The sequence below is a fragment of the Runella sp. R0.1_18 genome (assembly GCF_057652155.1).
The window spans coordinates 229,894-236,489 of sequence record NZ_JBYFCK010000010.1 but is presented as its reverse complement, the minus strand read 5'-3'; the positions used below and the strand labels follow the sequence as shown (position 1 = coordinate 236,489).

General features: G+C 44.3%; 3 protein-coding genes. All 3 read right to left on the bottom strand.

Going from position 1 to position 6,596, the window contains the following annotated elements; all coding sequences use genetic code 11:
- On the bottom strand, positions 1–2,042 hold a 2,042-nt coding region (locus AC23P2_RS18740), incomplete at its 3' end, for a fibronectin type III domain-containing protein (RefSeq protein WP_487774613.1).
- 5 nt (positions 2,043–2,047) lie between these two features.
- Positions 2,048–4,846 (bottom strand): hypothetical protein, encoded by a 2,799-nt coding sequence (locus AC23P2_RS18735; RefSeq protein ID WP_487774612.1) that lies wholly within the window; start codon positions 4,844–4,846, stop codon positions 2,048–2,050.
- 10 nt (positions 4,847–4,856) lie between these two features.
- Complete coding sequence (locus tag AC23P2_RS18730) at positions 4,857–6,584, bottom strand: hypothetical protein (RefSeq protein WP_487774611.1); 1,728 nt, start codon at positions 6,582–6,584, stop codon at positions 4,857–4,859.
- Between the last annotated feature and the right edge of the window lie 12 nt (positions 6,585–6,596).

The window sequence follows — 6,596 nt, the reverse complement described above, 5'->3', positions numbered from 1 at the left end:
GTAGCATCGGCGGTATTTGACCAGCCCGAATTGCCTGCCGAGTTTTTGGCTTTGACTCTGTACCAATATTTGGTACTGGCAGCCAAGCCTGTGTTGGCATAGGTGGTCACGTTAGCATCTACACTGGCCAATACCGAGAAGCTACTGCCATCGGTGCTACGCTCAATGTCGTAGCCTGTTTCGTTAGTCACATCGCCCCAAGTCAGGTTGACTTGGCTACTGCTGGCTGTAGAAGCCGACAAGTTGGTAGGAGTGCTGGGAACGGTCACGGGTGGTTGTTGGGTGGTAGCATCGGCGGTATTTGACCAGCCCGAATTGCCTGCACTGTTCTTTGCTCTGACTCGGTAATAGTACTTTGTGTTGGAAACCAGCCCTGTATTTTGGTAGGTAGTTATATTAGCATCTACACTCGCCAAGGCACTAAAATTACTGCCGTCGCCGCTTCGCTCAATGTCAAAACCTGTTTCATTGTTAGAGTTATCACTCCAACTTAAATTGATTTGGCTGCTGCTACCTGAACTTGCTGACAAACTTGCAGGAGCAGAAGGTGTCGTTACAGGTGGCAATTGCGTTATGGCATCTGTCACATTCGACCAACCCGAACTGCTGGCACTGTTTTTAGACCTTACTCGGTAATAATACTTTGTGTTAGAAACTAGACCCGTGCTTTGGTAAGTAGTTATGTTAGCATCAACACTCGCCAAAGCGCTGAAAGTAGTGCCGTCACCACTGCGTTCAATGTCAAAACCCGTTTCATTATTGGAGTTATCCTTCCAAATTAGATTGATTTGGCTGCTGCTTACCGCACTTGCAGACAAGCTTGAAGGAGCACTCGGGACCGTTACGGGCGGCGATTGGGTGGTGGCTTCCACCACATTCGACCAGGCCGAACTGCCTGCACTATTTTTAGCCTGTACTCTAATGTAATATAGGGTATTGGAATTAAGCCCTATCACAGATACATCTTTTGTGGCAGTATTTCCCGATTTAGTAACAGTAGCAAAGGTTTTATCGGTACTGCATTGCCAGTCAAAACCAGTAGGTTGCCCTCCTCCACTACCTGTTTCCCAACGGATGTCAATTTGGGTAGCTGATACTGCGCTCGCTGATAAATTTGCGGGAGTTGAAGGTAACGTTACGGGCGGCGACTGTGTGGCACCTTTACTATCAGTCCAAGATGATTCACCGCCACAATTACGAGCTTTTACTCGAAAATAATAACCGGTACTCGCCTTTAAATTCGTTAAATTATAGCTTTGTGAATTGGCATTCAATACTGCTTCGGTAGCATTGGTATATGTACTGTTATCTGCGTATTGAACCACAAAGTTGCTTTCATTGGTCGAATTGTCTGTCCAACTCAAATTAATTTGGGTACTGCTTACTACACTGCCTGCCAACGTACTTGGCGCAGCGGGGGGCGTTAGGTCAGTCCTTGTTTTATTCTCTATCCAAGCCGACGAACCGGCACTGTTTCGAGCTTTAACCCGCACATAGTAAGCTTCACAGGGGACTGTTGTAATGTTATAGGAACTTACATTTGCTCCTACGCCGGCTGACGAACCATAATTACCGGTTTGCCCCCACTCAATGTCAAAATTGGTTTCATTCCCGGAGTTATCTTTCCAAGAAACGGCTATCTGAGTACCATTATTCTGAACCGACAGATTTAAAGCACTTGGCGCTGTGGGGGTTACGTCTAACGTTGCCGCTTCGGCCGTAACCCAAGCGGAGACTGTGGTAGCCGTTTTAGCCCTTACCCGAAAAAAATATTTTGTACTTGTTTTGAGGCCTGTTACACTGTGTGCTTCAATGTTTTTAGTGGTTATCGAAGCAGAGCCTGTGGAATAGTTTGTGTTTTCCCCCCACTGAACATCAAAGCCTGTTTCATTGCCGGCGTTGTCTTTCCAGGCAAGGTCAATCTGAGAAGACGATTTTGGGGTAGCTACTAAATTGGAAGGGGCGGTCTGCGCTACGATATCACCTATGGCCAACCAACTGAATATAACTGACCAAAGAATGATTTTGAATTGAATTTTCATACGATTTATCGGTTATTGCGATTTTTGTTAGGATCAGGATTTTGTCCGGGGTTATTATTTCTTGTTCCGTTGGGCTTGGGGACAGCGGGTTTATCAATGACCGGTTTCGGTATAGTATTCGTTGGGGTTGTCGGTGAACTTTGACCTCCCAAGACAGATTGAGGATTGTTAGAGGTTGGGTTGAGACGTGGATCCGGTCCCGGCCCATTTTTGCCGCCACCGGTAGGGATATCTATGCCGGAATTAGGATCAACAGGATCCGTAAATCTTGGGTCTTTGCCCTTGTTAAGGATTTTAGCCAAGAAAGCCTTGTTTGCTGCGATTTTTGCACAAGGGTCATTAAGATTGTCCGGACCGGGCTGGCCTATCATTTTTTCAGTACAGCCGTATTTATTTTTATAAGGTGGAGCGCCACAACCCGCAAAGGCATTGGGATCCATGTACATAATTCGTGAATCGCCTTTGCAATTAAATGTATTTAAAAACCCTCTGCATTGACTACTGCCCCACCCATCTTGATTGCATTTAGCAACCATTCGGCAAGCAAAGCCTGTTAATTCTTTTCCTGCGTGTAAGCCACTACTCACCACCGGGCCATTACCTTTAACATTACTACTACCTCCACCAAACACATCTTCCCACCCCAACCAGCCATATCGTTTTTTGATATCATAAACTATCTTTTGATGTTCTTCACGGTTATTATTGGCATTATCACCTAAGGTTAGTTTTAATAAATTGATATTTCCCGTTCTCTTAACACCCTCTTCATTTGCTCTTCTTACTCTCTCCTCTCTTGCCTTTTGTTCTTCTTCAAGCCCACGTACAAATTGATACCCTCCATTTAGAGCACCTGCAATGCCTAAGCCTATCACAACCCCAGTACCTATAGTCGCTCCTGCAATTCCTGCGCCCAATATTTCAGCCCCAGTTTCCACTATTCCTGCCATCCACATAATATTGCCGACCACGTTTGCCCCTTCTCTAATATTTTCATTTTCAACATTCATTTCATTCCCAAGAAATGCTGAGCCAGCATCTACACCCGCAGTAATTACCCCAGATATATTTCCGCTCATAGCAGACGCAGTTGCTGCCATCCCATTAATGAAAATATCCCCTACATCTGATGCAAGATCTTTGTCATCCTGAATTTTCTTTTCCGTTTCAGAATTATTGGAAGGGTTTTCGGAAGTACTACCGTCAGGATTTTTTATTCCGCTATTACCGCTGTCAGGCATTCCGCTATTACCCGAAGGACTACAGTTTGCAAATAACGAATTGATATATTGTACATAAGGATTTAGTTGATCTATGCTTCCATGTTCCAAAAGTGACCCTAATTCCGGATCTACATAACAATCATTACATTCACCTGAACCATCCGTATTTCTTCCACCACCAGCCCCAAAAGACTCTCCGCAAACTGAGGTCATTCTATCTGTAACATCCTGGGCTGATGGCTTTTGCATAAATGCACTTAAGCCTGCTGTTAAACTTCCCACTCGCTGTAAGTTAAACCCCCTAACTGAACCTCCACTTAAACAAACATTAAAAGCATCACCCTGCCCTAAATCATCGGCCAAATCATTGGTAACCAATTTCATAAAACTATTCACTCCTCTATTGGGATATTTAATATCATATAAACTATCCAACTTCAGACAAAGCACTGCATTGGGCGTAGAATAACAAGTTTTATTGGTATTCATAACAACTGTTTGCCTGCCCAATTCAGCCAAAGATTCAATTAGTAGCTCAGTTGTACTTTTATTGGGGGAATCTAAATGGTTTAAAATCTTGATAAATGTATCCAGCCCTTTTCGACCCGTAAACGGACGATTGACCACGGTTCTTCGTCCATATTGAAATTGACAAATGGGGCTTAGGCCGCCATTGGGCAGTTCGGCGGTAGTAGCTCCCTGCAATTCGGCTAAAACTGCAACGGCATAATTTTGCCCCAATTGAAAGGGGGCACTAAAATCTACCGGCAACAGATTCGCGGTGATTTGTGCCTGACCTGCGGGACTGTTTAAGATTTCTTTTCTTACAACGATTCCGCGCGGTTCTGTTCCGTTTATCACTGCCTGAACTACCTGATTGGGATCTCGCTGGTCATTTTCAAAAAGCTCAACCACGAAAAGAGTATATTTAAACAAAATATTAACGGGGTTGGTAAGTACAGAAATGGGCGGAGTAAACGTAATGGGAAAGGGGGCATTGGGATTACTTAACTTAGGCACAGTTACCCCTTCAGAATAGGGGTAATTATTGATCAAACTGATAACCGGCGGATTGAACTGCTGAAAAGTAATGTTGGTACACCCTTCGCTTTGAAATGAAGTCGATTGAGGCGGCGTGAGCGATTCAGGCACCACCCGTACACACAGACGGTATTGCCCCGAAGGCACCTGGCCCGTAGGATCACCAGCCAAAAACTCAGAAAGGGTGCGACCATCCCCCAATACAAAACTATTTTGGTCAAAGAGTTCGTTTAAATCGCTCACGTTAAGGGTTCGCGTATCGAAAGCATTGACTGAAAAAAACGAGGGAGCGGCATCCCGGTTGGTATGGATTGAAAATGAGGTCTGCGGAGAAGTTAGCCGCATCTCTAACTGGACATTTTGTCGCAATGGAGTACTATTCCTCAATCGGATAACCAGCTGACTGCTATTGGCCAACTCTTCCAATTCACTCAAACGCGACAACATACGGTTGTTGGAGACCAGCACCTCTACACTTATCTGACTCCATACGGGAGCAGATAGACAGATACAAAAAGCCAGAAAAATCTTTTTCATCATAAAAAGTGGTTTAAAATCGAATACCGTACGTAATCGTTCCTCTGTATTCAGTAAAATCTATAAAATTCAAAGCATCGGCTTGGGCATTGTAGCGGTTGGAGAGATAATTAAGGCCGATACTTAATGTCTGCTTTTTGCGTACAAATGCCACATTGGCGCCCGTATTGGTCATCAAACCGTCGTTCTGACCGTCGGCAGTACGTATTTGGCTGTTATGATTTAGGTTTGTCCGCAAAAAACCCTTCATCCATTCCTTACTGACGTTGATACTTGGACCCACGTAAACCAAATCTTTACCGCCCGTCTGGATAGCTACATAGCTAAATGAAGTACCTACATTGAGCTTTTGGGGTTGCCAAGAAAAGTTATAATTCAAGGCCGAAACAAAGCTTGACGCTCCCGTGAATTGTCGGGTAAATTGGTTTTGGTCGTTGGTATTTTGGTAAGTGGCCATCAGCCCAAAGGAATGCGTCCGTACACGTGAACCCACCGAGTAATTGACACTTCCGCTATAAGAAGAATTAACCACACTCACTGCCAAAGAATCGTTGAACAGGTCGCCCAAACCACGGCTTTGCCCTACGCCAAAATTGGAATAACTCAAATTGATACTGAGCTGAGGAACAATTGATGCACTCAAGTTGACAGCCCCTACATTACGATAGGTTGTAGCTGGTTTTTTCCCGTTGAGATTATCATGGGAGCGTCCGTAAGAACCACTTACCATTAATCGGTTTTTGAACAAAGAGAACGAAGGTGAAAGTGTTACCTGCTCTACGTCATTCTGAAAAAAGTACGCCCCTAATGATTGATAGTCAGGGTCAATACGCTGATAGTCTAAACGGAAACTGCCTCCTTGAAAAGACAAGGAAGTACCGCCGCGTGCTGCTGTAAAAAACACTGTACTGTTGTTGATGGCGAAGTAATCCAGTAATGTTTTCTGCCAAGGCGCGGGATTTTCTATATCATGTTTATACAAGTTACGGGTAAGGAGGCTTGCCCCCAAATCAAAATCAAACAGAAGGTGGTTTTTAAACAAGCCAAAGTGTGTTTTAACTCCTGTAGCCAGATTCTGCATGGGCGTAACCCGCGATCTAACCGAAGGTTTCTGAATAGATTCTCTCACATCATGAGCCTCAAAAAGAGTAAAATCTACATAAGCGTTGGGTTTACCGAAACCCACTTTGGCGGCAAAACCCAACCGCTGAAAAGTAGGACGCAAATAACTGTATCGTGGATCAGTACCTGAAGCATCTTCTTCGATAGGACGGGCAAACTGACCATAGACGAATCCTAATCGTAGGTTCTTAGGGGTAAGTTCTACGCCAACCCCCAGAAAATTGGCTCCCGCCAAGGTAAAATCTGAAAAACGAACATTTCGGTAACCCAAATGTAATTTGATCCATTTGTAATAAGGACTTACCCCATAATAGTTGAAAGGCTGAGAAAAACGTCGCTCTTGCTCGCTGAAGGTCATGGTAACAGGAAAGCTTATACCATAAATTTTTATAGCCGGAGAGCCTGTTAAGTACCAGCTAAAGGGCTGACGACGGTTAGCAATGCCATTGCTGCCATAGAACCACATTCCAGCCGATAGGCTGCCGCGAATCTCGAAAGGCTTTTGTTTTTTGAGGTTGCTTATTTCCTGAGCTTTTACTTTACCCAAAAATAAACACAACAGCACCAACCAAAACATCCTTTGGGTTTGGATATACCTATTTTGTAGAGACAAAGTCATTGTGTAAGAATT

Coding starts and splice junctions, on each gene's coding strand:
- AC23P2_RS18730 (WP_487774611.1), bottom strand. CDS start 6,584: ATGACTTTGTCTCTACAAAATAGGTATATCCAAACCCAAAGGATGTTT.
- AC23P2_RS18735 (WP_487774612.1), bottom strand. CDS start 4,846: ATGATGAAAAAGATTTTTCTGGCTTTTTGTATCTGTCTATCTGCTCCC.